Here is a 25,469-nt window from a genome sequence, read left to right on the forward strand (position 1 = left end):
CCGAGGAGCTTCCACGTCCTCCGACACCCCCACCGTGCATGATCTCGCCCGTGCCCTCGCCGACCAGCTCCACCCCGGGACCGCTCCCCGGGACGTGACCGTCTGTTTCGGCGCCCGCCGGCAAGCCCCCGTCGAGTACCGCAGCCGCGGTCGGGGCGGCCCCGTAACGGTCTACGCCCAGGCACTGCACGCCGCCCTCTACGGCCTTCCCACGCACGACGAGTCACTGCCCACCGCCCTGGACGCGCTTCTGCAAGCCACACACACCGCGACCGCCCCGGAACAGAAGACCGCCGTCCTGCGGCAGGTCGCCGAGCAACTGCGCAACGCCGCCGAGATCATCCAGCGCTACCAGTGCCGGGCCCAGTGGGACCGACTCCCCACCGATGTCGCCGAGCCCCACACCACCGCTGACCTGCCGCGACAGCCCGCCCTCCGAGAAAGGCATCTCCTGGCCACCACCACCGACTCCCTCCAGGCCCTCCTCGCTCAACCCCGCTGCGCGCTCGGCGTGTTCGTCCCCGCCGGACTGCATCCGGCCCGCGCCGAGCGCCACCAGCTCGCCCAGATCGCACGAGCCGGCGCCGACCTGTTCGAGATCGGCCTCGCCCACCATGACGCCAGCCTCGATGGGCCCGTCATCCAAGCCGCCTACCGCCGCGCCCTGAGCCGCGGAAACGTCCTCGCCCGCGCCCTGCGCGCGGTCGAGCACGCCGCTGGCCTTCGGCCGACCGTCGTCATGACCTACTGGGATCCCGTCAGCCGGCACGGCCCCGAACGCCTGGCCCGGCTGCTCGCTGACGCGGGTGCCGTCGGCGCCATGGTCGTCGACCTGCCCGACGACCAGGCAGAGCGCTGGCAGGCCGCAGCGAAGGCCGCGAACCTCTCCGCCCCACGCCTCGTCCCGCGCCACCTCGCCGACACCGGCCTCGCCACCGTTGCCGCCGGCGCGTCGGGATGGCTCTACGCACCCGCCAGCACCGCCCCCACCGGCTACCGCGGCCCACTCGACGTCCCCGCGCTCGCCGACTTCACAACACGCCTGCGTACCACGAGCCCCCTGCCCGTCGTATCGGGCGTAGGCATCTCCACCCCAGCCCTCGCGGAACGCGTCGCGCCACTGGTGGACGCCGTCGTCATCGGCACCCCCGTCGTCCGCGCCCTGATGACCGCCCCCGAGCAGGCCCCGGCACTCACCGCCGCGTTCGCCCAAGCCCTGAACCCGTACGCCACCACGGAGACCCGCGCCTGACCCCACCAACCCGGCCCCGGTCCTGGCCCGCGTCTCGTCCGACGCTTCCTGTCTGCACCAGGCCCTGCGTGCCCTGCCCGCCGAACGGGGCGCATCCACACTGGCCGCGCACCTCACTGACGGCCCAGGACCTCGCCGGCACGGCTTTGCGGCTGTTTCTCACCCTCAGCCGCCAGGCGTCGCGGCCCTCCCCTACGGACCTGCTGCTCCTTCACCGCGTCGCGCAGATCGCCAAGGCCGTCCAGGACGCCGCCGCCGAACTGACGGCTGCTCTTGCCCGCGCCGTGGAGAACCAGCGCCGCCAGGCCGCCGCCACATCACGGCGGGTCGTCCTGATCGGGCCAACACCGCAGCAGTTCATCGAGTCGGCCGCCGACCTCCTCGACCGCATCTCCGCCCTCTGCGACGCCGCATCCCGCGACCGACCGGAATCCCCCTGCCGCTGACGCGACAGCCGCGATGCGAGCGCGCCCTCCCTTTTCCCTACACCCAGGACAGACCATTTCAGATCAGCCCCGATTCCGCGCCCTCTCCCTCGGTGCGGGAGTTCAGTCCAGCACGCTTCTCGCCCTGTCAGCCGAGGGCATTCTCCCCAGGCTCGACTACGCAATTTTCGCCGACACCGGATGGGAACCCGAAGCGGTTTACGCACACCTTGACCGCCTGGAAGAAGAGATAGCCGCGCCCGCCGGGATACCCGTACTCCGCGTGTCGGCCGGAAATATCCGCGACGACGCACTGAGCCCGGAACACCGTTTCGCCTCTATGCCGCTCCACATCCTCAATCAGGACGGGCGACCTGGAATGACCCGACGACAGTGCACCGGGGAATATATGGTTAAGCCGATCAAGCAGAAGGTTCGCGAACTACTCGGCTACCCCTACCCGGCCCGCATCCCGAAGGGCGTTTTCGTCGAGCAGTGGGTAGGAATATCCAGGGATGAATTCCACCGCGCGAAGGACGCGGACGTCAAGTACATGCGTAACCGGCATCCCCTTCTGGACATGTCCTGGAGCAGGGCCGACTGCGTGCGCTACCTGACCTCGCTCGGTCTCGCCGATACCCCGAAGTCGAGTTGCCTGGGGCGCCCGTTCCACGGGAATGCGCAGTGGCGGCATATCAGGGACACTTCTCCGTCCGAGTGGGCGGACGTCGTCGAATTCGACGCGGCCATCCGGCAGGGCAACGCCCGCGCCAATGCGTCGGGCAGCCGACTGGTCGGCGCGGCTTTCCTGCACCGCTCCCGCGTCCCGCTCAGCGAAGCCCCCATCGATCACGTCACGGCTGCTGAGCGGGCCGCCCTGCGGATTAGCGCGGACGACGCCGACGCCCTGGAGAACGGTGTCGAGGACGGCTGCTCGCCCTGGGCGTGCCGCGGCGACGCCGACGCGCTGACGCAGGACGACTTCGGGCTGGCCACGTGATACTCGACCTCTTCGCGGGGCCGGGCGGCTGGAGCAGAGCGCTGCACGTCCTGGGCGCGCGCGAGGTCGGCCTGGAATGGGACCAGTGGGCGTGCAAGACCCGCGCTGCGGCGGACCAGTTGACCATCCGGTGCGACGTGGCGAGGTATCCGACCTGGCCGTTCATCGGCCACACCCGCGGCGTGATCGCTTCGCCGCCATGTCAGGCGTGGAGCATGGCCGGCAAGCGCCTCGGCCTGCTCGACCAGCCGCTGGTGCACGCAGCAGTCGAGGACCTAGCGGCCGGGCGGGACACCCGCGAGCGCCTCCTCGCCGCGTGCCGTGACGAGCGCTCCCTGCTCGCCGCCGAGCCGATGCGCTACTTGTACGCGCTGAATACGGTCGGCGAGCCCGACTGGGTCGTCATGGAGGAAGTACCGGACGTGCTGCCCTTGTGGAAGCAGTACGCGGCCATCCTGCGGGGGTGGGGGTTCTCCGTCTGGTGCGGGATCCTCAACGCCGCCGACTTCGGCGTCCCACAGACCAGGAAGCGAGCGATCCTCCTGGCCTCCCGCGTCCGTACGGCGCAGCCGCCCACGCCCACGCACGCCCAGCTCGCCGAGCCGGAATCGCTGTTCGGTCCGGGCCGTGCCCGCTGGGTCAGCATGGCCGAAGCTCTGGGATGGGGCGCGACTGACCGGCCCGTCCCCACCGTCTGCGCAGGAGGTGGGCCCGGAGGCGGACCCGAACCGTTCCCGTCGGGCTCCCGCAAGACGCTGTCCGATGCCCGGGAGCGCGGCACTTGGATGCCCCGGCCGGACGGGGTGGTTCTGCAGTCCCGCCGCGAAGGCACGGGGTGGGCGGCCCGGCACGGCACCCGAGACAACCGTGCGGCCGACGCTCCGGCGCCCACGTTCACCGCCGAGGCCCACCGCTGGTCTTGGTCCCTGCGCAGCAACAACCAGGCCAACGCCACCGTCCGGTCCATCCAGGAGCCGGCTGGCACGCTGTTCTTCGGGCACCGCGCCAACGAGTGCACCTGGGTCGCCGAACCCGCCACACCGCCAGCCGAAGAAGCCGCTGCGCCGGCCGTTCCCGAGCCGATCCGGATCACCGCCCGCGAGGCGGGCCTCCTACAGACCTTCCCCGCCGACTACCCCTGGGCCGGCAACAAGGGCCAACAGTTCTCCCAGATCGGCAACGCCGTACCCCCGCTGCTCGCCGGCCACCTCCTCGCCCCGCACCTCGGCCTCCCCCTCGACCCCGACGACTTCACCCTCGCCGCCTGATGCCCCACACCCCCAACCCCGACGAAGACGACCTCGCCGCCATCGCACCGCCCCAGCCAGTGTTCCACGTCGAGCAGGCCCTCCTGGGGGCCCTCCTCCTCGACCCGCACCGCCTGGACGACGTGAGCGGCATCACCGCCGACTCCTTCTCCACCGCCGCGCACGCCGCCCTGTACGCCGCGATCAGCACCCTGCCGCGGCCCGACCCCGCCGAGCACGCGAAGAACACCAAGTGGCTCGACCGCGTGCTCACCGCGGGCCGGGAGCAGGCGCGCGGTCTGACCGCCACCTACCTGCACACCCTCGTCCAGGTCTGCCCCTGGCCCAACCACGCCCCCGCCTACGCCCGCATGGTCGAGGCCGAGCACGCCCGCCGCCGCCTGCTGACGGCCGCCGAACGCCTCATCCACACCGTCCACGACGTCTCTCTCCCCCACCCCGTCCAGACGGTGCTCACCGAGGCCGACTCACTCGCCGCGGTCGTGGACGACATCGCGAACCGCTTTCCCCCGCGCTCTGGCGTCCTCCCCCGCACCCTGGCACCGCCCCCCGCAGCCCCTGACCACACCGCGGCGGTCGAGGAGGAGCAACTGCTGCTCGCCACCGCCATCGCCCGCCCTGACGAGATCGACGCCGTGCGGTGGCTGGTCCCCGACGACCTCACCCTGCCGCTGCACGTCGGCCTGTGGCAGTGCCTGACCACCCTCGCCCGCCGCAACGAGCCCGTCGACCCCGTCACCGTCCTGTGGGAAGCCCAGCAGCGCGGCCTGCTGGACGGCGGCAGTGAACCAGGCGAGGTCCTGCGCATGCTGGCCGAACCGGCCGGATCCGTCGGGCATTGGGGCGAACGCGCCCTGCAGCGCTCCCTCCTGGCCACGGCCGAGCACACCGGACGGCACATCGAGGCGTACGCCGGCGACCCGGCGAACACCCCCTTCCAGCTCGTCGTCGGCGCTCGCCGCGCCCTCGCTGACATCGCCGCCGTCCGCACCCGCTGGCAGAACGCCACCGGAACCACCCCGCCACAGCAGCGGCGACCGGCGCCTGCCATCCGCGCCGGCCCGCCGACCACCACGGCCGCACACGCCGCCCGATCGACACGAGCAACCCGATAACTCCCGAGTACGCCGGTGGCCGGACCCGAATACCCCGGACACCGGCAGAACAGATGAGACCCCCACGTGACTCCCGCCATCGACGCCCATGTCCGCCTCGACACCCACCCCACTCACCCGAGCGCCGTGCAGGCTCACGTCACCGGTGGCCAGGCCACCGTCGCTCTCACGGCCATGGAGGCTGCCGGCTGGAGCGTCGCCGCCACAGGCGTCCTGGTCCTGGCCCGCATCGATCACGAGGAGCCCTACTGGGCCGCCGACGCCGCCCAGCACCTGACCGCCGAAGGCATCACCCTCGAGATCACCCCACGCCTCCAGGAGGCCATCGACGAGGAATGGACCTGGCCGAACTACCCGATGCCCTGGTGCACCCGCAGCGAAATCCGCGAGATCTCCAACCAGGCGCAGAAGATCCACGACGACATCCGCAACGGCCACCTCCTGATCCACGCACACGCCCGCGACGTCCACACCACCGTCGCAGTCGGCACATACCTCCACCCAGGCGGCAAGTCCGTCTACCTGCACGGTGAGGATCATCTGCGTCAGATCGCCGATACGTTCGACTCACCGGCGGAGGCACTGGTGGCCTTCGAGAAGGTCCACGCGGCCGAGATGCGCCCCGGCCCGGCGCCCTTGACCGACACGGAACGCGCCGCCATTGCAGCGCGTTCCGTCTTCGACGTCACCACAGCCAAGCCCGAACCGCCCCGCCCCCAGCTGGAGACTGTCCCCGTCTACCTGGCCGATGCCGGCGACCACGACGCGCTCCTCGACACCTTCCTCGACACGCACGGCGAGTTCGAGAAGTGGCGGACCTGGTCGGACGAGACGACCCACGCGATCCACGAGTCCCAGACCCTGCGCATCGAGCGCGTCCACGAAACCCACCCCCGCGAGACCGCCTGGACCGTGGCCGCCTACGAGACACCCGTCTCCGACCGCATGTGGGTCCTCACTGCAACCGGCACCACCCCCGCCCCGGTGCTGCAGGATCTGCTGAGCTACCTCGCCGACGGCGACGGCTGGGACACGGTCATCGGCGCCCCGGTAGACGAGAAGATGGTCACCTCGGCCACTCAGCCGCTCTCCGACGCCGGATGGAAGCACACCGTGGACGGGCGATGGATCCGCTGGACGTCCCCCGGCGGGGACGCGGGCATCCAGTTCGACGCCTTCGCCGCACAACACGCGAGTCAGAACCTGGCCACCTGGACCATCTGGGCCGGCCCTGGTCCGGACCGGCCCACCTGGGCCATCACCGCGTCCCCGAACACCCCGAGTTCACTGCTGGCGGGTCTCTCTGAGTCCCTCGCCCATGAGACCAGCACGCGCCAGACCCAGCTGAGCCTCGAGCACAGGACCCGCCTCGCGGCCAGTGCGCCGGCCGCTCCGGCGGTCACGGCCGGCCGACCCGCCAGCCGTTCGCGTCGATAAGCATCGGGCGCTGCCCGCTGGCAGCTCCAGCTGCATGCGTCGAGACACAGTCTGGGCGCGATCACAACCGCAAGTCGGACAAGCTTGCTTGGAAAACTCGGAAACGCCCCAGCAGCCCCTCAGGTTGCTGGGGCCGCTGCGTGTAGTTCCTCCCCGTACCGGTCCCGCGTCAGAGGTGGCAGACGGAGCAGCCAGCCTCGTCGTCGTCTGAGTCGAGTGCGTCGGAAAGAACCTCTAGCAAGGGGCGGTTGGGCTTGATGCGCTTGGCTGCGCGCTCAAGGGCCGCCTCATGCTTGGCCTCGATCTCGTCCTTTCGCTCTATCAGCTCCGGCAGCGACTCGCCCTGTGACCAGGTGTAGTTGCGGCCCTTCATGGCGGTGTGCCGGTAGCGGACCTTCTCTTCGTACTGGACGGCGCGGTCGAAGAGGTCGGGGTGGCGTTCCTTGAGGCCAACCCATTCGTGCTTGCGCTGGAAGAAGCAGAAGTAGCAGCCGGAGCGTGTGCGCCACTCGTAGTAGTCGGGCAGGCCGATGCCAGCCTCGTCGAGGATGCGCATGACGCCGTCCTTGTCGATGCCGTCTTCACGGAAGGGAAAGACGGCATCGATGTTCGGCTTGGTGCTGACGTAGCCGATGCGGTTCTCGTCGGCCCGGATGGCAACGTAGGAGATGACCTTGTCATCGCCGACCCAGTCTTCCAGGGGCTTGATCTTGAGGTTCTTGGTGCACCAGCGCATCTGCGGACTGGGCAGGGTGCCCTGGTAGACCTCCATCCAGTGGTCGAAGTCCCGGTCGGCGTTGAGCCGCACGATGGACTTGCCGAGGGCGGCCTCCAAGCGGTTGAGGTACTCGTAGGTCTCGGGCAGTTCGGCGCCCGTATCGCAGAAGAAGTACTCCATCTCCGGGACTCGGTTGCGCATGTAGACGGCGAGCGCCGAGGAGTCCTTTCCGCCGGAGATACCGAGCACGTGCCGGACCTTCTGGGTGTCGGCTCCGTCGGTCATCCCTGTGCCTTCCTTTCACTCGCTGCTGCCGCGGCATCGGTCACACGCTGGGCGAGGGCCGCGAGCAGGATCCTCGCTCCGTCCGGCCCGAGTGCCTTTTCGGCCTGCTTCAGGACGTCGGCGGCGAGGCTGTTGGCCTCGGTGCGGGCCTGTTCCGGCACGTAGATCAGGGTGCGTTGCTCCACGCCGGCGCTGTCTGTCAAGGTCAACAACTGGGCATCGAGTTTCTCTTCCCGGCCACGGTCCTCGTTCCCGGCGTGATGCAGGTGCCCGACGCGGTCGAGAGCGGAGGCCATCGACCGGGCCTTCTGCGGGAAGACCTTGGCCTCGTGGTCGTCCCAGTCGCCGAGGGCGGAGTTAGTCAGCCGTACGACGATGGGTTCCAGCCAGTCGTCGTCCTCAAGGTCGTCGCTGAGAACGAAGTCGACGAAGCCGCGCAGTTCCGGGGTCAGCACCGCATCAGCGAAGCCGCGCAGCCGGGCCGCGAGCTGTGCGCGCAGCTCCGGCAGTTCGGGCGGCAGGCGGAACTCCTTGGCGAGAACGCGCACGACCTGGGCACGCAGCTTGCTGTCGATGGCAACGAGTTCGTCCGCCGCCGCGGTGAGCCGTTCGACGTAGGTGTTCGCCGCTTCCGCATTGGCGCGCGTGCGGGCCGGGATCTCCGGCAGCCCGAGGGCCTTCGGCAGCGCGTGGAAGATCAAGTCGTCGGGGTCCAGGGACCGGGCGATCGTGGTCCGCACAGTGCGGGCGTCGGCAGAGATGTTCTTGGTGGTGCGGGCGTACTTGTGCAGGTCGGCCACGCGCATGATCAAGGCGCTGGCCACGGAAAGGAGGTCGGGGTTACGCAGGGCCTTGGAGCGTGGTGCCTCCACGCCGAGCGAGACCATCAGCTTCTTGATGATGCTGCCACGCTGGCCGTCTCCGGCCGGCGTGTACTTCGCTGAGAAGCGTCCCGGGCCCTTGACGAGTCGCTCAACGACGTCGATGGTCAGCCGAGGCAGGTAGGTGCCTTCCTCGAACAGGGCGACGTCGTGGCGACGGATGAGCAGGGCCGGAATCAGGAAGACCGGCACCACGCCGGCCTTGAGCCCGAACGGCGGGCTCATAAGGGTCCGGATGACCTCTTCCATGCTGACCCGCTCGGTGGCTCCGGTCAGTACCTCGTTGAGGGCGTTCCAGGCGGGCTGAGCGTGCTCGTGGCCCTCGCCAGGCGGGGAGAAACCGTATGGGAGCAGGCTCTCCTGTTGGCTCTCGGCCTGGACCACCCCGTTCTCGCGGTGCAGACCGAGGTACGCCAGGACACCGTGATAGATGGCCCGTTCGGCCTTGTACCCGGTGAGGCCGAGGTTCTCCTCGCCTGAGGCGGAGAGCATGGCCGTCAGCAGTATGCCGCGGGCCTGGGCAGCCTGGCTGGTCAAGACGTGCCGACCGAGCATCTCGTTGCGGATGTGCGGGGTGTCCGGGTACACCGATTTACAGGCGAGGGAGACCAGGCCGCTCAGGCTGCGGGCCGTCAGGCCGGAAGCGGCAGGTTCTTCGCCAGGGGCGATCCCGGTGTGCCACAGGCTCCAGGACGCGTCAGAGGACGGCGGATAGAAGGCGTCCTGCAGCAGTTCCAGCAGCTCGGCCTCGGCCTGCACGAGCCGCTCCATGACTTCCCGCCGGGCGACATGGTCGATGTCCTGCTGGACGCTGAGTTCCTTCAGCGCGACGAGGTAGGTGGCCGTGGCCAGCACCACGTCGGGGTCGGGGGTGGTGCCCACGAGTACCGGCAGAGGTGAGTGGACGTTGGGCCGGTCTGCGTCAGTGCCGAAGTGGAAGACGACGAGGCCGTCGGCGGGCTCCCTCAGCTCGTCCGGGGCGGCGACGGTCTTGGTCTCCGGGCCGCTGACCGCGGTATAGAACACGCGCATCATGCCGGTGACCTGGCTGTGGCGGCTGGCCACGAATGCCTGCGGTACGAGGCTGCCGAGCCGGTTGATGACCGCAGCGTCATTCAGGTGGCTGATGGTTTCCTTGAGTCGGCCGTCGATGTCGACGTCCGTGCCCTGCCAGACCCGGTATTCCCCGCTGAACTCACGGTGGACCACGAACCCCCGGCGCACGAGGTCGGCGAGCCGCTCTTCGAGTGCTGTGAAGGCGTCGGAGTCGGCGACGTCTGTGGGGTCGTGGAGAGCGAAGTGGATCATCGGCGCGGTGGCGCTGAGGGCCCCGTCGGAGTCGATCAGATTGAGGACGCCGATGGTCTTCAGTACGTCCTGGTCGGCATCGGGGAGGCCATTGGCGTCCCGGATGCGTGAGTCGACCTCGATCCACTTGCTCGCGTTGGCGGAGGCGAGCAGGGTGGTGCGACCGGAGTTAAGGAAGTAGTCCCACAGCTGCGGCAGCCGCACCGTGCTGGCGTGCTCCGCCTTCGCGTTGCTGTGCTGGGCCAGCGAGTGGCGGACGGTGTTGGGCTCCCCGCTGTTGAGGAAGCCCGACAGGCTGCGGTCGTGCTGGCCGATCTGGGCGGCAAGGATCGGCGCGGCCAGGGCCGTGATGGGGTGCAGCGGGTAGAGGTCGGCGAAGTGGTCGGGGCCGAGTTCGGCGAGAACGCCGAGACCGTGTTGGGTCCAGATGTCCGCGGATGCCTCGGCGCAGGCGTTGATCAGGGCCTGCCCCGCAGAGTTGACGGCCGAGCGGTCGAGGCGGCGGCGCAGCAGGTGCAGGGAGTCGCCGTGGTGGGGGACGAAGGTGATGTCTTCGAAGCGCCCCTGGATCTTGGCCCATTCGCGGGTCTTGAGTTCGCTGGACCGTGAGGCGTAGTCCATGAACGACAGGTGCTGCAAGGTCATCAGGTAGACGGGCAACCCGTTAGGGCCAGCCGCCTTCTCGGCGAGTTCCTGCAGCAGGAACAGATCATGCTGGGCGTCGGCGAACTCGTTGTGGCCGGCCAGATGTTCCAGCGTCTTGCCGAACTCGTCGATGACGAGGAGCAGAGGCTGCCGCCCGTCCGCCGTCAAAGCGGTGACGGCGCCGAGAATCTCTTTGGCCCCGGCCCGGTCCGGGTCGGCGCACGCCTCCAGGGCGGCGGCGATGGCCTTCGGGACGCGCTTGCCCCAGCGTCGCGCCGCCGCCGTATGCAGAGCGCGGGAGAGGGTGGCAACTACGGATTCGCGGCGCGCGGTGGCCACGCCACCGAGGAACCCCTCGGGGGCGATGGCATCGCGGGCTGCGGCAAGGCGCTGAGCGAGGGCGGGGCTGGCCTCTTCGAGGATGCGCTCGGCCTCGCCGCGCCGCTTGGCATCCCGCCCCAGCAGAGCGTCGATGATGTTGGAGAGGGTGGACTTGCCGGAGCCGTAGGGGCCGGTGAACGACCAGGCGCGGGTGCGGCGTTGGTCGGCCAGAGCACTCGCGATGCGTTCCAGGACGTCGACGGCCCGGGCGCCCACGTAGGGGTCGTGCAGCGCGTCCTCGACGTCTCGCTCGAGGTTGGTCGAGCGCATCTGGGAGCCGACGAGTTCGATGCCGGCGGGGAACTGCGGGGCGGAGCTCGTCGGGCTACCCGGGGTCCGCGTGGGGGTTGCGGTGGTCACGCGGTCTCCTCAGCAAAGAGCGTCTCGGTGGTGTCGGCCGTGTCTGTGGCGTCCGTGGCCTTCGTCGCGAGTTCCTTCTGCTCGGCCTCGGCGAGCTTGGGGAACTTGGCGGCCCACTCCTCGCGGCTGGGAAAGCCGGGACGGCGGGTGACGAAGTCGTACTGCTCGTCGAGCACTTCCCAGGCCAGATCGAAGGGGTCGGCCGTGAAAGCGAGGCTGCGCTGTCCCACGGCCTCGGTCAGGTCGAGCTGCGGGTGGTCCGCGGCGACCTTCTGCAGCGCCATAACGATCTCGTTCTCCCGGACGCGGAAGGCGCGCCCCGGGGAACCCGGCTCGTTGGCGAGCCGGGCCACGGAGATCGAGTTGGCCTGGCGGGAGAACTTGGCGGCGTAGTCGAGGCAGGCGTAGGCCAGGACCCGGGCGGGCAGCGAGGTGCGGTGCCCGCTGGTGAACTGCCACTCGGCATTTCCACGCGTCCCGACAAAGGTGAGCAGGTCAAGGTCACGGAAGGGGCAGGCGAGCAGGTCCTCGTAACTACCCGGCGAACCCGCCTTCTCCGGAGCGCTGCGCGCATACATCTTGGTGAGGCACTCGATGTCCTTGACGATCGACGCCTCCTCCGGGCTCTTGTCATAGGAGAAGTTCACATGCCGGGTGACCACCTGCGTCATGTCCGCGACCGTGAACCGGGAGAACGGCGCGAGATGGAAGGCCGTGTACCAGGCCGGCGCCCAGCTCTTGGCCCCGGGCCGGGACGAGACCAGCCACCAGTGCAGCAGCCACAGGCTGCCGTTCTCCTCCAGATACGGATCCGCACCGCCGTCCTCATCGAGGAGCCAGCGGGCCTCCCAGGTGGGATAGGAGAACTTGGCCTGTGTGCCCTTCGTGGGCGAGTGCTCACGGGTCAGCTTGAACGCCCGCGACCAATAACGCATGGAGTAGACCATGTTCTTGCCCACACCGAACCGCACCGGCGCGTCGACCGCGAGGAACGCACCCTGATCGCGTTTGACCTGCATGTACGCCTTGTGCAGCCAGCCGAAGCGGGGCGCGAACGTTTCGTGTCGCGCGAAGGAAAAAAGGGCGGCTTCCCCAAGCCGGCTGTCTGACATCCGGGGCCTCTCTGTGTCCAATGCGATTGCTCTAACGAGGTTGGTAATCGGGGTAACGGTCAGCGGGCACCGTCGGCTTCGGCCAGCGCGGCCCGAACCTGCGTCACGGCGCGTTTGACGGCCTGCGCGGCGTGCTCGATCTCGGCATCCGTGGTGGCGTAACCCAGCGAGAAGCGGATCGTGCTGTCGGCATCCGCCCGGGACAGCCCCATCGCCAGGAGCACGTGGCTCGGCGTCGGAGCGCCTGATGCGCACGCGCTGCCCTCCGAGGCAGCGACGTCGGGCATGGCCGCCAGGACCGCGTCCGCAGGCACCCCAGGAAAAGTAATGCTCGTCACGCCGGGCAGGCGCTGATCGCGTCGGCCGTTGATACGGCAGTCGGGAAGGTAGCCGGCGACCAGGCGTTCGAGACGGTCACGCAGGGCTGCGACCCGCTCGGCCTCCGCGCCGAGGCCGCGCGCCGCAGCCTCGGCCGCTGCTCCCATGCCGATGATCCCTGCCACGTTCAGCGTGCCCGCGCGCCAGCCCCGCTCCTGTCCGCCGCCCACGAGGAGCGGCCGGTGCGGAAGTGGGGACCCACGCCGTACATACAGGGCACCGACTCCCTGCGGTCCGCCGAACTTGTGGGCCGACAGCGACAAAAGGTCGACGTCGAGTTCAGCGACGTCCACGGGGAGGCGGCCGATGAGCTGCGTGGCGTCCGTGTGGACGAGTGCACCGGCTTCACGGGCCGCCTTGGCCACGACGCGGAGATCGGTGAGGACACCGGTCTCATTGTTCGCCGCCATCAGGGAGACCAGTCCCCCACGACGCGCAGCAAAGACCTGATCGAGGGCGTCGAGCTCCACCAGGCCGTCGCCACCGACCGGCAGGAGCACAAGGTCCTCGGGGCTTCCGGTGGTGACCGCACGGGCCGTCTCCAGCACGGCCGGATGCTCAACAGAGCTTGTGACCAGAGGACTTCCGGCGGTGAACGCGGCCCGCAGAGCCAGATTGTTCGCTTCTGTCGCCCCGGAGGTAAAAATGATCTCGCCGGGCGAGCAGCCGAGGAGGTCGGCTAGCTGTCGGCGTGCGACGTCGACCCGATGAGCCGCCTGCCGTCCGGGTTGGTGCATGCTTGAGGCGTTGCCGACCGATTGCATGGCCTCGACGACAGCCGCGAGGGCCTCGGGCCGGATCGGAGCGGTGGCGTTGTAGTCAAAATAGGACATATCTGGCCCACTCGGCTCGCTCATCGTCTGCCACCCCACCTCGCTCGTGTCGCACACCAGAGTACTGCTGGTGGAAACCTCGCCCCGCACCCGGGGTTCCACCAGTAGCTCGCCGTGATCCTAGTCGCGAGCCTAGATCCACTCTTTGAATCACTCGAACGCGTGGTGTCGCAAGCGTTTTACCGAATGAATGTTCTATATTGTGCTCCTCGCGCGCAAGACGCATGCTGCAAAATCCGTTTCCGTGGCCGGGAAGTCGGGCAGCTACGTGGCCAATTGCCGTCCCTGGCTGGGCTTTTAGTCTGATGGTGCTCCTGTTGTCAGTGGTCCCGTTTAGGGTGGTCCGCACGCTGCAACGCCGCAGTATCCGCACGTTGAAGCGCTGCTTGGTGTGCGTCGAGCTGGGGGAGGAACTTCACGATGATGGTCGGTCCTGTGCGAGCGGCTCACGGCATGCCGTCAGCCGCATCGGTCAGGTGAGGCTGTGACGACGTGGTCACCGGGAATGCCCTTCGAGGCAGTCTTGGCAAACGCCCCCATGGACTACATCCGCCGGCACCTCGGCAAGGAGTTGTGCGGCCTTCTCGACCTCGTCGAAGGAGGCACGGCGGGTGACGAGCGGTTGCGAGCCGTCGCCGCGATCGCGATCGACGCCGAGCTCCTGGTCGCGGACGAGGACGAGCGCGCCGCACTGCTCGGCCTTGTTCCCGGCCCCAAGCAGGCGGAACTGGCGCAACGGCTCGGGTCGCTGGACGACGGACAGCCGCTGAAGTACCTGCAGGCGCTGAAGTGGACTCCTGACGAGCGCAGGGAACTTCTGGAGTTCTTCGGCTTCACGGTCGAGCGCGCACAGCCTCAACTGCCCTCCTTCAAGCGGGAGACAGCACCCGACTACGCCCTGTTCCCTCATCAGCTCCGCGCGGCGCGCCGGGTCAAGGAGCTGCTGTACGACGGCCCCCGCCGGGCCGTGCTCCACCTTCCGACGGGCGTGGGCAAGACGCGGACCGGCATGAGCATGATCTGCGACCACCTGCGGCAGCACGGTCCCGCCCTGGTGGTGTGGCTGGCCCACGGGCAGGAACTGCTGGAGCAGGCCGCAGCCGAGTTCGAGCGCGCCTGGAGCAAGGTCGGCGACCGCCCCCTGCCGGTCCTCCGTGTGTGGGGCAGCGCTTCCCCGGACCTCGCGGACGTGACCGACGGACTGGTCGTCCTCGGGCTGGAGAAGGCCGTCTCAACCGCCAAGTCGGACCCGCAGTTCCTGCGCACACTGGCCGCCCGCAGCACTCTGACCGTGTTCGACGAGGCGCATCAGATCATCGCCCCCACGTTTCAGGGCGTGGTGGACGACCTGACGGTACGTCACGACTCCAGCCTGCTGGGCCTCACTGCGACCCCGGGCCGCACGTGGGCTGACATCGCCAAGGACGAGGAACTTGCCGACTTCTTCTCCCGGCAGAAGGTCATGCTGGAGATCGAGGGTTACACGAATCCCGTGACAGCCCTTATCGACCAGGGTTACCTGGCCAAACCGATTATGCGTACGGTGGCCGCGGAAGCTGGCATGCATCTGTCGGCTCGGGATCAGCAGAGCCTGGCGCGAGCGTTCGAGATCCCGGACAGCATCATCGCCGAGCTCGCGAAGGACGAGCAGTGGAACCTCAAGGTTGTCCAAACGATCATGGAGCTGCTTGAGAAGCAGCACCGCCGCATCCTCGTGTTCGCGGCATCGCTGCAGCACTGCCGACTCATCGCCTCCGTGCTGTCCGCGGCCGGCCTCGACGCGGTATTCGTGACCGGTGAGTCGTCTCCTCGGCACCGCAGCGACGCCATCCGTCGTTTCAAGAGCGCGGCACGCAAGCCCATGATCCTTTGCAACTTCGGAGTCCTGACCACGGGCTTCGACGCGCCCGCGGCCAGCGCCGCCGTCATCGCTCGGCCGACCAAATCCCTGGTGCTCTACAGCCAGATGGTCGGCCGGGTCATCCGCGGCCCCAAGGCCGGCGGAACCGAGACCTGCGAGATCGTCACCGTCGTCGACCCGGCGCTCCCCGGGTTCGGCGACGTCGCCGAAGCATTCACCAACTGGGAAGACGTATGGGAGACAGCGTGAGCGGCGAAGGAAACAACTACCGGATCGTCAGCCCTTCGCTGACCGTCAAGGCCATGCGCGACAGCGGCTACAAGAACACCGCCTACGCGCTCGCCGAGCTGATCGACAACAGCATCGACGCGGAAGCCACGCTGGTGCAGGTCTTCGCCTGCGAGAGCCCCATCGAGGGTGCCGCCCAGACCAGGTACCGGGTGGACAAGATCGCCGTCCTCGACGACGGCAAGGGCATGGACGGCGAACTCCTGCGCCGCGCCCTGAAGTACGGAGACGGTCTCGGCGACGACCGCAGCCGAATCGGCCGCTTCGGCATGGGCCTGCCCAACTCCAGCATGTCCCAGTGCACCAAGGTCGAGGTCTGGTCGTGGAAGAACGGCGCCGCGAACGCCCTGTACACCTATCTTGACCTGGACGAGATCACCAACGGGCAGGATGAGGTTCCCGACCCCGTCCCTCGCCGTGTTCCGGATCAGTGGGACGACCTCAGCGAGGTGCCCCTGGGCACCAGCGGCACCCTCGTCGTCTGGACGAACCTGGACCGCGTCAAGTGGCACAGTGCCGGCGCCACCCTGCGCAACACCGCCGAGCTGATCGGCCGTGTGTACCGGCACTACCTGAACGACGGCTCCGTGGACATCAAGATGGCTCCCGTTCGCGACGGGAAGGTCATCGAGAAGGTCAACGAAGGGGACAACGGCGCCTACTACGCCGAACCCAATGACCCTCTGTACCTCATGGCGAAGACCGGAACGCCCGCGCCTTTCAACAGCACCCCCATGTTCGAGCCCTTCCACATGGGCAACGAGGCGGAGCCCGGGGTCTACCGCTATCCCATCACGGTCGATGGCACACAGCACACCGTAACGGTGCGCGCATCCATCGCCCGGCCTGAAGCCCGCCGTTCCGATGTCTCCGGCCATCCGTGGCCCGACGATGCCAACCCGAACCGGGCCCCGGGTGACCAGAAGTGGGGGAAGCACGCCCGTCGGAATGTCGGCGTCTCGCTGGTCCGAAAGGGCCGCGAACTCGACCTCGATACCTCGTGGGCGATCGGTTACGACCCGGTGGAGCGGTGGTGGGGCGTCGAGGTGGACTTCCCGCCCGAGCTCGACGAGGTGTTCGGCGTCACCAACAACAAGCAGACGGCCGTCGTGTTCTCGTCACTCGCCGACTTCGACTGGTCGGCCGAACAGGATCCCGACGAGACACCCAAGCAGTTCAAGGACCGTCTGCGGGAACTCGGCGACCCCCGACTGCCGTTGATCGACCTCGCCCAGTACCTCAAGGGTCTCCTGGGTAAAATGCGCAAGAAGCTGAAGCAGCAGACGCTGGGCGACCGGAAGGGCAAGAAGCGGTACGACCAGGACGTCACCTCCAAGGCCACGGACGCCGTCAAGCGCCGGCAGGAGGACGGGTACACCGGTACGACCGACCTGCTCGCCGAGGAGGCGACGGACGCCGACAAGCGCCAGGAGCAGCTGACCGCGCTGACCGAGCGACACCACGTCGACGAGGACACCGCCCAGACCCTGGTCGACGATGCCATGGAGAACGACTGGCGCGTCCGCTGGATCTCCAGCCCCCAGGACTCATCCGCCTTCTTCAACATCGACCTGCTCGCCGGCATGCTCCAGGTGTCCTTCAACACGGAACACCCCCTGCACGACAAGCTCATGGCCGTTCTTGAGGACGTGCCCGAGGACGCCAACGACGCAGAGCTCCGCCAGCGGCTCGCCCGTGCGACCGAGACCTTCAAGCTGCTCATCTTCTCCTGGGCACGGATGGAGGACGAGATCCCCAACAAGAAGGCGCGCCGGGTCATCTCGGATGCCCGAAGCGACTGGGGCCGGTACGCCCGTGACTTCATCGAGGACGGGAGCGAAGAGGAGTGACGCAGCCGGACCACGTCTGGCAGCAGATCGCGGACCTGATGGAGGACGCCGCCGAGGAGGTGGTCATCATCGCCCCCTTCATCAAGAAGGCGATCTTCGAGGAGACCATCGCCGCGGTGCCATCCTCCGTCCAGAAGATCACGTGTGTCACGCGCTGGACCCCGGCGGAGGTAGCCGCCGGGGTCTCCGACCCCGAGATCATCGAAGCTGCCCAGAGCGACGAACGCATCTCCATTGCCTTGTGTCCGTCCCTCCACGCCAAGCTCTACCGTGCCGACGGCCGCTGTCTGGTCGGCTCCGCCAACCTGACCGGCAAAGCCACTGGACGCGTACCGAACGCCAACGTGGAACTCCTGCTGGAGGTGCCGGTCGACCACCCCGAAGTACAGCGCGTCCTCGGCCAGATCAACGCCCGCTCGACCATAGCCACACCCCACACGGCAGCCCTTGTACGGCAGCAGGCCGAACTCCTGAGAAGCGAGCGCGTCACTCCGCCGTCCGAGGACGAGGCAGCCCCGTACTGGTTCCCGGAGACAAGGAGACCGGAGAACGTCTACGCCCTCTACAGCGGGCGGCAGCGGTTCACCTCGCTGGTCGAGGCCGGCATCGTGCGGGACCTGGCCATGCTCGATGTTCCCGCCGGCCTCTCGGAGGACGCCTTCAACTCTGAGGTCGAGGCCCGCCTGCATGCGATCCCAGAACTCGGTCAGCTGACCGCAGAACAGCGTCTCAGCAACGTCGAGCTGCAGCGGGCCATCGCCGAGCGGACAGGAGACACAGAGGAGCAGGCGCGCAGAACAACCGAGACGCTCGCGGCCTGGCTCCAGCACTTCGGCCGGTACTACACCGAAGTGGGCTCGTGGGAGCTGCGACCGGGCGTAGAGCACGCCTAAGATCTCAGCCACGGCGTGGCCTGCCAGCACACTGCCGACGGACACGAGAACAGAGTGATGGGGAAGGCCGTCTCATGGCAGAGGTACGCGTCCCGTTCCTCCTCGGGCACGCCGAGATTGCCTTCCTCTTCCATGTGGAGCGACAGACATCCCAACGATGGCGGACAGCGGGCACGCTCGGCGAGCCCGATCTGATCGCATCGGGCAATCCGTACTGGCTGCTGAGCACGGTCATGCGACTCGACGGCGAAGGTGACCGCAAAGCCGACCGAGAACGGCTAGCGACGTACAAGGCTGGTATCTCCCTGGGCTACGACCTAGAGGACAAGGAGCACCTCCCGGTCGTCGTCGGTATCCAGGAGGCAGCCCGCGTGCTCGACCAAGACGCGCAGGCCATCTCTCGGTGGCGGAACCGGCAGCGGATCGCCGAGGCCGACCTGGTCGTCTCCGGTTCTCCGCTCTGGCTCCTTGAGACGATCCTGGACGACGCGCGACAGCGGCAGCGAACCATCGTGGCCTCGGAAGTCGCCGCGCTCCGTGCAGGACAACGCGCTCCTCAGAAGCCCCGGGGCCGAAGGCCGAGTACCCCCGAGGCAAGCCCGCCTCCACTGCCACGACCTGCCGCACAGACGTTCACCAACGCTGACCGCGGCGCCGCAGCGGAGTTTCTGGCGTCCGTCCTGGCCCAGGGATATTCCGTCACCATTAAGCCCCGGCCGTAGCTCATCACCACATCCGGGCCGTGCCGACCCACGCCCCGTTGATCGCCATGTTCGCCAACAGCAGTGAGAGAAACACTTGCATTGATCAAATCACATACATACTGTCTCTCATATGTCGATCTTGCAGCGCACCCCCGGAGGCCATCACGTCGATCCCACAGATCTCCTGCCCCAAGCCCCATCCAGCGAGCCCAACCGCCCGCCCCTGAAGGTCATTTCCTACGGAGGTGGAGTCCAGAGCACGGCCCTGCTCGTGCTGGCCGCTCGCGGAAAGATCGACTTCCGCACCTTCTTGTTCGCCAACGTCGGTGACGACAGCGAGCATCCGGCGACCCTCGCGTACGTCCGTGAGATCGCCATCCCGTACGCCGTGCGGGTGGGACTGGATGTCCACGAGCTCAAGCGGCGCCGACGCGACGGGGCCACGGAAACGCTCATGCAGCGGCTGAACCGGCCGGACACACGGTCGATCCCCATTCCGGTCCGTATGGCCAACGGCGCTCCTGGCCGCCGCAACTGCACTGCGGACTTCAAGATCAAGGTGGTCGGGCGGTGGCTTCGGGAGCATGGCGCCACGGCGGAGGAGCCGGCGACGGTCGGCATCGGCATTTCAGTCGACGAAATCCATCGCGCCAACCGCCGACGGCGGGAAGCCCACGAGGTCGTCGAATACCCTCTCCTCGATCTCGGGCTGCGCCGGGACGACTGTGAGCGCATCATCGCTGAGGCCGGCCTGCCGGTACCGCCCAAGAGCTCCTGCTTCTTCTGCCCCTTCCGCACCGTCGACGCCTGGCGCCACCAGCGTCGGCACGAGCCGGAGTTGTTCGCTCAGTCGGTCCGACTGGAGGAGACAATCAACCGACGGCGGGCCGCACTCGGGCGGGATGCCGTGTATCTCACGAGGTACGGGATCCCACTCACTCAAGCCATCCCCGACGAGAGCCCTGGGGGAGGCGACGCCGATGAGGATGAGGGGGCATGCGACTCCGGCTGGTGTATGACCTGATACGTGCCGAGCAGGCCACGACGGGTGGGCCCGAAGCCATGGCTTCGGGCCCACCCGTCGTTTGCCCCTGGGCTGCCGACATGATCGCCGCGGGGCACTGCACGTGGCGGAATCAGAGCTCGGGCGGCTCGCCGGGCTGAAGGTGGAGAACGGCGAGGTACTCGCCGTAGGGCATCTCTTCATCCACCCAGCGGCTGCCGCCCGAGGCGTCGGGAATCCACATGCCGTCGAGAAGGTACTTGTCGTCGAAGACGGCGACGCGGTCCTCCTGCACCGCCGCCGCCATAAGCAGCTGGATTCCCAGCAGCAGCACCGTGGAGGCTTCCTTGACCGCGCAGACCTCGGCGTGCCCCGTGGGAAAGACCTTCCCGTCCGCGTCACTGCCCGGCTCGGGGACGGACGCACAGCCCCGGACGGCCATCTCGTGCAGGGCGACCGCCTGAGTCACCGCTGCCGCCACCGACGTGCCGGCACCCGACACACCGTCCGGCGCATGCGTCCGCAGATGGTCGGCGACCGCGTGCGCGTGGACAGGCAATGCGCCGACGAGGCGGTGCAGCTTCTCCTCAGCGGCATCGACGGCCAGCCCAGGCGCTCCGGTGTCCGGATACAGCAGCCGGACGAATCCTTCTAGTGCAGCGCGCAGGTAACCAAGACGGACCTGGTGCTGCTGCCACTCCTCCATCATCTCGGTCCAAACGGCATCGAAGTCGAGGCCCGCCGAGCACATGCCGCCGTCGTCATACGACATGTCGAACGCCACCGTGCGCAGGCCCTGCGCGAGGCGCAGCCACTTGTAGGCCGTGTCCCAGCTGTTCTGCGCCCCGGGGACTCCGGAGACGGCGGAGGCATGCTCCACCCAGTCGGTGAGTTCACGGACATGGTCCTCAGGCTCGGACAGCGCGAGTGTTGACAGCGTGCGGTATGAGGGCAGGCAGGAGCCCTCCATCCCGGTAGTGGTCATGGATGGAGCGTGACACACGGCACTGACAATCGCCCCGGTGTCGAGAGCCGGTGCGACGCTCAGGTGCTGGTGGCGCGCCGTACAAGCCGGTGACCTCGCAACTCCCGCTCGCAGCGCACGAGTTCGCGTTCCCAGCCCTCCTCCGTGCCGATCAGGTGCGGACTCTCGTAAAGGCCAGCGCGCACCTCGGCGTCCGTGAGCCTCCGGTACTTGGGCGCGTCAGGATCATCCTCGGCAAGGAACTCGTGCTTACGGTGCAGCAGTGGGCGGTTGGCGGAGTCCGCGTACGAGGTGAAGGAAGACTTGAGAGTCTTCAGGTCGACGGCGTATGACGCCGCAAGACGCGGGTGAGGATCCGTGTCGAACTGGGGGTAGTCGAGCCAGCTGACACCGCGGCCCTGGTGGCGGAGCTTGACGACGGACCACTCGCCGGGACGGCCGGCAGCGATGCTCGCGCACTGCTCGTACAGACGCAGCACAACCGGGATCCGATGAAGTGCCCGACGGTGCACGTACAGAGCGGTCGCGGTGAACTTGCCGGCGATCGATCCGTTCATCGCGCGCCGGACGTATGCGTCGTCGCGCAGCTTGAACAGCAGGCGATCGGCACGCTGGCACGCCTCGGTGTACGAGGGGAAGAACGCACGGATGTCCAGCTGCACAGGCAGGGGCAGACTGCTTACGGGGCCCCGGCCGTGGAACAACTCCAGAGCGAGGAAGAGCAGCGTGTCAAGGGCTCCACGTTCGGCACTCCGTTCCACCTTCACAGGGTCGGCTTCCTGCTCGGCAAGGCGCTTCAATTCAGCGGGGCGCAGGTGGCCGAGAAGGCTGATGATGGGCTGCGGCATTTCCTCAAGCTGAGGCATCCGGCCACGATTCTCGAGATGATCCACGACCGAAGTGATCGCCGAGGCGGTGTCCTCGGACGCAAGCCAGCCCCCGTCAGGGGCGACCTGGCGGGCAAGGTAGCTGAGGCGAGCCGCGTCGTCCTTGAAGGCATAGACGATGCCCGGCGCCGCCGACAGGCAGCGGACGCCAGTGGCTTCCTCAACGTAGTCGCGAAGCTCGCCGGCGGCGTAAAGGTGCTGGAAGGTGCGGCGTTGAGTCAGGATGCCGTCGCCGTACTCCGTGCCTTTGATCTGGTTGCGCTCCCACCTCAACCGTGCGGACACCACGAGCACGGATTTGGTGAGTTCCCAGGCGCGGAGGAGCGTCTCTCGTCGTTCGGCGGGGTTCTCAATGACGTTCAGGACGTAGGTAAGAAGGACCACCTCGGCCGGCTCACGCCGCCCATCCGGAAAGTGCACCGGGTCCCACCCCGCGGCATCGAGACCGAGGCGCTGCAGTGCCCGTACATCGCCGCCACGTCCGCACCCGTAGTCCAGCACTTCTGTGTCTGGTTCCAACTGGAGGTCGCCAACTGCACGGCGGGCCGGCAGCGAGAGGCCGGCACGACCAATGGCGGTCCGATGCCTCTGGCTGCTCCAAAGCTCCTGTGTCATCGGCGTCCCCTGATTTTACGGACAGGCCAGCATGTGACAGCACCGAACCTTACGTGACGCCCTCTTCGGCGACCCGGCTTACGCAAAGCTGTACCTCACGGCCGACCACGGACGACGCCACGCCACGTCAGGATTCGTGTGTCCAGTACGGCCACTCTGCCGGTACTCCCTCAATGCGGATAGGCAGGACACCCGGCCTCATGCGATCCGCGTTGAGCGGGCTGGCGGGGTGATCAATCTCGTGTTGAACGAGGCAGGCAAGGCCGCGCTGGTAGACCCTCAGCACCGGCTACGTGATCTCCGCGGTGCTTCTCAGGGGTACGAGACACCTGGCCTCGCAGAAGGACAGGTGCCCCGCCGCATGGGGAGGAGCAACGTCTCCGGCGTACGGTCGCCGCTGGCTCGGCCCCGCTTGCGCTTCCCGCTGCGACTGGACTCCGACCCCGTTGATCCGCATCGGTCGATGCAAGCGGTGTCGACTTCTCCAAGCACCGCTGAAGCGTGCGGAGAGCCGATGACGCCTCGGGCAGGTGAACGCAGCCTGCTCCGAAGTGGGGCAACATAGCGTGGGATCGCCGGTTAGCCAAACCGGCGATCCCGCGCTTAACGCGGCGAAGGCCGTGTCCGCCTTCGCCCGGTGTCTCGCTCCCGCAGGGAAGCTGATGTTCTCAGCCTCTCGGGAGAATCGGGTGTCTGTCTCGGTCGAATGGCGTCCATGTTGCGCCGCCCACTTCCTTCATGTGGGCGACATGCCTCGGTAGGTCGACGACCTTGTTCGTTTACGCACGCACGGCTGCACCGCCGTTGGAGGGCGGGCTGGCGGCGGTGCACCTGTAGGTACTGTGATGGGCGACCATCGGGCACACCGTAGGCTGGCGGGTGTGCCGCTGTGGTGGGCGTCATGAGCGTGGCTTGCGGAGCCCCACGGACGGAAACTGAAGAGGGGGTCAGCGGCGGTACATCACGTACAGCTTGCCGTTGTGGGAGGCGAGGGCCGGCTCGCCCTCCATAGCGCCGGCAGGGACGGTAGGAGCGCTCTGCCAGGTCTCGCCAGTGGTGTGCAAGAACCACAGATTGCTGTCGTTTCCGCGGGCGGCCAGCCACAGTTTGCCGTCGTGGACGGTGATTGTCGGCGATTAGGGGGTGAGCCAGTTCGAGGGCATGGCGAGTTCACCGTAATGGGCGCCGGATACGATGCACCAGCCGGTGTGGTTGTGGCTGTCGGCCGTGCGGCAGGCGTACCAAATCCTGTCGTCGTAGCAGGCGATCGAATACGGCCCGGCCGCCGGCGACCATCGGCCGCTGGGGTTGCCGGCGGCGAACCAGCCGTCGGATCCGTAGCCGTGGGTCATTTCGTGCAGCTTGGCATCACCCCCCATGTTCCGGTGGCAGAGTACGAGCTGATTGCGAACGACGGGGACGTTCGGGCCGTGAAGGGCCAGGGACGGCGCGCGTTCGGTTTGCAGGTCGCGCACTTTGGTTTCCCCGCTCCACGGCCCGCTGTCGGCGTAGCTGCACACATACACTGCTCCGTCCGTCCCGGTGTGCGCCATGTACAGCTTGCCCCCGTACGCGGCCAGGGCCGGTGCGTAGTCGCTGGCGAAATAGCGCACTTGTACGGGTTCCGACCAGGTGCCGTTGTCCAGGACGCTCCACATGACGGCCCGGTCGCCTGGGCGGATGTAGGCGGTGTGGAGCTTGCCGTCGTAGGAGGCCAGTGCCGGGGGTGCGGAGCTGGTCCAGCCCAGCGCGAGGGGTGCGCTCGCCCTGGTGGCGGCGCCGGAGCCGGTGAGGGTGACGTACTCCAGGTCCCCGGCTGGGAAGACCGGGCGCTCACCGCTGTAGCGGATGCGCAGGGAGTGGTGGCCTTCACCGTTGAATTCCCAGGTGTCCTGCCCGCGGTTGTACAGAGTGACCAGGGTGTGGCGGTCGAAGATGAACATCCGCTCGCAGGACAGGTCGTCGTTGTTTCGCAGGTACTCCTTGAGGAAGATGAACAGCTTCGTGATCTCCAGGGCGTAGCCGATGAGTTCACCTGCGAATGTGGGGTTGAAGTTGTTGAGGAGGTCGAAGATCTCCAGTCCGTCGATCACCTCTTGCAGCACTTCGAAGAGCTTGTCGTACCACTCGGAGCTGCTCTGGTCGGCCTCCCAGGCCGCGATGTGCAGGCCCAGGTGCGTGCCGGCCTGCCCGTCGAAGACCACCCGGTCCGTTCCCGTGAACGAACGCGTGTTGCCCCTTCTGATCGAGCCGAACTCCCCGGACTTGTAGGGGGAGGCTTTGTGTTTGTCGGAGGAGGCCGCGACGGTCCAGTAGATCTCGTCCTTGCCGCCCCACTGGTCGCCCACCGCCCGGCGGACGTAGAAACTGTCGAACTCCACCTTGGCCCGGTAGCCGGGCACGGGCTTGCCCCGCTCTTCCGGGGGCACCGGGGGTCGGTTGAACACGGTCGCCCCATGACCGAACTCGGTCAGGCCCTCGGTGAACTCCGCCGTGTCGATCGGCTGCCCGGCAGCCAGTACCGCAGGATCCACGATTGCAGCGTTGGGCAGCGTGACCGCCTCCCGTCCGATCACCGCCAGGCGCTCCGCGAAATTGGCGCGCGTGTACCCCGACGTCAATGACCGAGAGGTGACCGAGGCCGGCACGATGTCCAGCGACCCCAGATCCGCGACCGCCGACCTGTACTCCTGCCCGCACGCGTGCACATCCGCCTGCGGCATCAGATTCCCCAACGCCTTCAACAGCAACCGCTCCAAGTCGGTAGGGGCCTTCCCCAGCCTGGACCGCTCGGCGGCATGGAGCGCGGCACCGACCAGCACCCCCAGCTCCTGACCCTGCCGCAGGCCCCGCATGAGCCGGCTCTCGCCTGCGGTGGCCGTACCGCGCAGCATCTCCCTCAGCCGCACAGCACCCGACGCCGGCGCAACTTCTTCGAGCGCCATACCCACTCCTCACTCTCACCCACGGAAACGACCAGGTGCG

18 protein-coding genes are annotated in these 25,469 nt (G+C 67.9%); 11 read left to right on the plus strand and 7 right to left on the minus strand.

Going from position 1 to position 25,469, the window contains the following annotated elements; all coding sequences use genetic code 11:
- The first annotated feature begins 34 nt into the window (after window positions 1-34).
- The 6 genes from trpA (at window position 35) to ORI94_RS08450 (ending at window position 6,497) form a co-directional block, all read left to right on the plus strand.
- Complete coding sequence (gene trpA, locus ORI94_RS08425; RefSeq protein WP_266073734.1) at window positions 35-1,252, plus strand: tryptophan synthase subunit alpha; 1,218 nt, start codon at window positions 35-37, stop codon at window positions 1,250-1,252.
- A gap of 68 nt (window positions 1,253-1,320) precedes the next feature.
- Window positions 1,321-1,698, plus strand: a complete 378-nt coding sequence (locus tag ORI94_RS08430; protein ID WP_266073735.1) for a hypothetical protein — start codon at window positions 1,321-1,323, stop codon at window positions 1,696-1,698.
- Window positions 1,699-1,711: 13 nt separating this feature from the next.
- Complete coding sequence (locus ORI94_RS08435; RefSeq protein WP_266073736.1) at window positions 1,712-2,677, plus strand: hypothetical protein; 966 nt, start codon at window positions 1,712-1,714, stop codon at window positions 2,675-2,677.
- The gene (locus ORI94_RS08440) at window positions 2,674-3,945 is read left to right on the plus strand and encodes a DNA cytosine methyltransferase (RefSeq protein ID WP_266073737.1); all 1,272 of its coding nucleotides are present in this window, start codon (window positions 2,674-2,676) and stop codon (window positions 3,943-3,945) included. The genes ORI94_RS08435 and ORI94_RS08440 overlap by 4 nt, the downstream gene beginning before the upstream one ends.
- Window positions 3,945-5,060, plus strand: coding sequence for a DnaB-like helicase N-terminal domain-containing protein (locus ORI94_RS08445; RefSeq protein WP_266073738.1), 1,116 nt, complete (start codon window positions 3,945-3,947; stop codon window positions 5,058-5,060). Before ORI94_RS08440 ends, ORI94_RS08445 begins: the two co-directional genes overlap by 1 nt.
- A gap of 66 nt (window positions 5,061-5,126) precedes the next feature.
- Window positions 5,127-6,497: a DUF317 domain-containing protein gene (locus ORI94_RS08450; protein WP_266073739.1), complete on the plus strand. Its 1,371-nt coding sequence runs from the start codon at window positions 5,127-5,129 to the stop codon at window positions 6,495-6,497.
- A 169-nt stretch (window positions 6,498-6,666) separates the two neighbouring features.
- On the opposite strand, the gene ORI94_RS08455 is transcribed toward ORI94_RS08450, so the two are convergent.
- From ORI94_RS08455 to ORI94_RS08470, 4 genes are read right to left on the minus strand one after another with little or no spacing between them, the layout of a single operon-like run.
- Entirely contained in the window at window positions 6,667-7,500 is an 834-nt protein-coding gene (locus ORI94_RS08455) for a phosphoadenosine phosphosulfate reductase family protein (RefSeq protein WP_266073740.1), read from the minus strand.
- Complete coding sequence (locus ORI94_RS08460; protein WP_266073741.1) at window positions 7,497-11,075, minus strand: ATP-binding protein; 3,579 nt, start codon at window positions 11,073-11,075, stop codon at window positions 7,497-7,499. Before ORI94_RS08460 ends, ORI94_RS08455 begins: the two co-directional genes overlap by 4 nt.
- Complete coding sequence (locus tag ORI94_RS08465) at window positions 11,072-12,187, minus strand: DUF4007 family protein (RefSeq protein WP_266073742.1); 1,116 nt, start codon at window positions 12,185-12,187, stop codon at window positions 11,072-11,074. Before ORI94_RS08465 ends, ORI94_RS08460 begins: the two co-directional genes overlap by 4 nt.
- Window positions 12,188-12,246: 59 nt before the next feature.
- Window positions 12,247-13,422, minus strand: coding sequence for a cysteine desulfurase family protein (locus ORI94_RS08470; RefSeq protein ID WP_266073743.1), 1,176 nt, complete (start codon window positions 13,420-13,422; stop codon window positions 12,247-12,249).
- Window positions 13,423-13,921: 499 nt separating this feature from the next.
- On the opposite strand from ORI94_RS08470, the gene ORI94_RS08475 reads away from it, so the two are divergent.
- The 5 genes from ORI94_RS08475 (at window position 13,922) to ORI94_RS08495 (ending at window position 20,018) form a co-directional block, all read left to right on the plus strand.
- Window positions 13,922-15,508, plus strand: coding sequence for a DEAD/DEAH box helicase (locus ORI94_RS08475; protein WP_266073744.1), 1,587 nt, complete (start codon window positions 13,922-13,924; stop codon window positions 15,506-15,508).
- Entirely contained in the window at window positions 15,505-17,397 is a 1,893-nt protein-coding gene (locus tag ORI94_RS08480; RefSeq protein ID WP_266073745.1) for an ATP-binding protein, read from the plus strand. The genes ORI94_RS08475 and ORI94_RS08480 overlap by 4 nt, the downstream gene beginning before the upstream one ends.
- Entirely contained in the window at window positions 17,394-18,290 is an 897-nt protein-coding gene (locus tag ORI94_RS08485) for a phospholipase D family protein (protein WP_266073746.1), read from the plus strand. The genes ORI94_RS08480 and ORI94_RS08485 overlap by 4 nt, the downstream gene beginning before the upstream one ends.
- Window positions 18,291-18,364: 74 nt before the next feature.
- A complete protein-coding gene (locus ORI94_RS08490) occupies window positions 18,365-19,012 on the plus strand; it encodes a hypothetical protein (RefSeq protein ID WP_266073747.1) in 648 nt (215 codons plus the stop codon).
- Window positions 19,013-19,217: 205 nt separating this feature from the next.
- Window positions 19,218-20,018, plus strand: a complete 801-nt coding sequence (locus ORI94_RS08495) for a phosphoadenosine phosphosulfate reductase (protein WP_266073862.1) — start codon at window positions 19,218-19,220, stop codon at window positions 20,016-20,018.
- A 112-nt stretch (window positions 20,019-20,130) separates the two neighbouring features.
- Here the strand turns inward: ORI94_RS08495 and ORI94_RS08500 are convergent, their stop codons facing one another.
- From ORI94_RS08500 to ORI94_RS08510, 3 genes are all read right to left on the minus strand, one after another.
- A complete protein-coding gene (locus ORI94_RS08500) occupies window positions 20,131-20,982 on the minus strand; it encodes a hypothetical protein (protein ID WP_266073748.1) in 852 nt (283 codons plus the stop codon).
- 59 nt (window positions 20,983-21,041) lie between these two features.
- Window positions 21,042-22,484, minus strand: a complete 1,443-nt coding sequence (locus ORI94_RS08505; RefSeq protein ID WP_266073749.1) for a DNA phosphorothioation-associated putative methyltransferase — start codon at window positions 22,482-22,484, stop codon at window positions 21,042-21,044.
- Window positions 22,485-23,620: 1,136 nt separating this feature from the next.
- On the minus strand, window positions 23,621-25,429 hold the full coding sequence (locus ORI94_RS08510; RefSeq protein WP_266073750.1) for a hypothetical protein: 1,809 nt from the start codon (window positions 25,427-25,429) through the stop codon (window positions 23,621-23,623).
- Between the last annotated feature and the right edge of the window lie 40 nt (window positions 25,430-25,469).

It is taken from the genome of Streptomyces sp. NEAU-W12 (assembly GCF_026242095.1).
Classification (GTDB): domain Bacteria; phylum Actinomycetota; class Actinomycetes; order Streptomycetales; family Streptomycetaceae; genus Streptomyces.

Coding starts and splice junctions, on each gene's coding strand:
- ORI94_RS08435 (WP_266073736.1), top strand. CDS start 1,712: ATGCGAGCGCGCCCTCCCTTTTCCCTACACCCAGGACAGACCATTTCA.
- ORI94_RS08445 (WP_266073738.1), top strand. CDS start 3,945: ATGCCCCACACCCCCAACCCCGACGAAGACGACCTCGCCGCCATCGCA.
- ORI94_RS08455 (WP_266073740.1), bottom strand. CDS start 7,500: ATGACCGACGGAGCCGACACCCAGAAGGTCCGGCACGTGCTCGGTATC.
- ORI94_RS08465 (WP_266073742.1), bottom strand. CDS start 12,187: ATGTCAGACAGCCGGCTTGGGGAAGCCGCCCTTTTTTCCTTCGCGCGA.
- ORI94_RS08470 (WP_266073743.1), bottom strand. CDS start 13,422: ATGAGCGAGCCGAGTGGGCCAGATATGTCCTATTTTGACTACAACGCC.
- ORI94_RS08490 (WP_266073747.1), top strand. CDS start 18,365: ATGGCAGAGGTACGCGTCCCGTTCCTCCTCGGGCACGCCGAGATTGCC.
- ORI94_RS08500 (WP_266073748.1), bottom strand. CDS start 20,982: ATGACCACTACCGGGATGGAGGGCTCCTGCCTGCCCTCATACCGCACG.
- ORI94_RS08505 (WP_266073749.1), bottom strand. CDS start 22,484: ATGACACAGGAGCTTTGGAGCAGCCAGAGGCATCGGACCGCCATTGGT.
- ORI94_RS08510 (WP_266073750.1), bottom strand. CDS start 25,429: ATGGCGCTCGAAGAAGTTGCGCCGGCGTCGGGTGCTGTGCGGCTGAGG.